Raw genomic sequence first — 345 nt, 5'->3', positions numbered from 1 at the left:
ATATCATAACCAAAGAAAGTCGCTAACAACGGCTCACCTTGCTTCACGGGTTCGAAATCTCTGCCACAAATCGCTGGGTGTACCGTAGCGACTCGCATACCATCGGGACCAAGTGGCACATTCACTTCCTCAACATAGAAGAAAGCACTGTAGTCTTGTAACGCTTTAACTTGGTTAAGATTATGGTTCTCAACGTAATCAAGAACCAAGGTTAGCATCTGCTTCATGAGTTTGAGAGTGTCGAACTTGAGTGACCCATGCGCTTGAGCCCCTACTTCAATCATAACGCCGCGATCACCTGCCGTGCACAGGTATGGCTGCTCATCCCAAGGTTTTCTGTCTTCA

Annotated in this window: 1 pseudogene; it reads right to left on the bottom strand. The window is 47.2% G+C overall.

Annotated features, from left to right (window positions below):
• A pseudogene (locus AB4486_RS23970) lies at window positions 1-345 on the bottom strand (aspartoacylase); the annotation flags it as partial.

It is taken from the genome of Vibrio sp. 10N.222.55.C6 (genome assembly GCF_041473395.1).
Taxonomy (GTDB): domain Bacteria; phylum Pseudomonadota; class Gammaproteobacteria; order Enterobacterales; family Vibrionaceae; genus Vibrio; species Vibrio crassostreae_C.
This window is presented reverse-complemented; position numbering and strand designations above follow the sequence as displayed.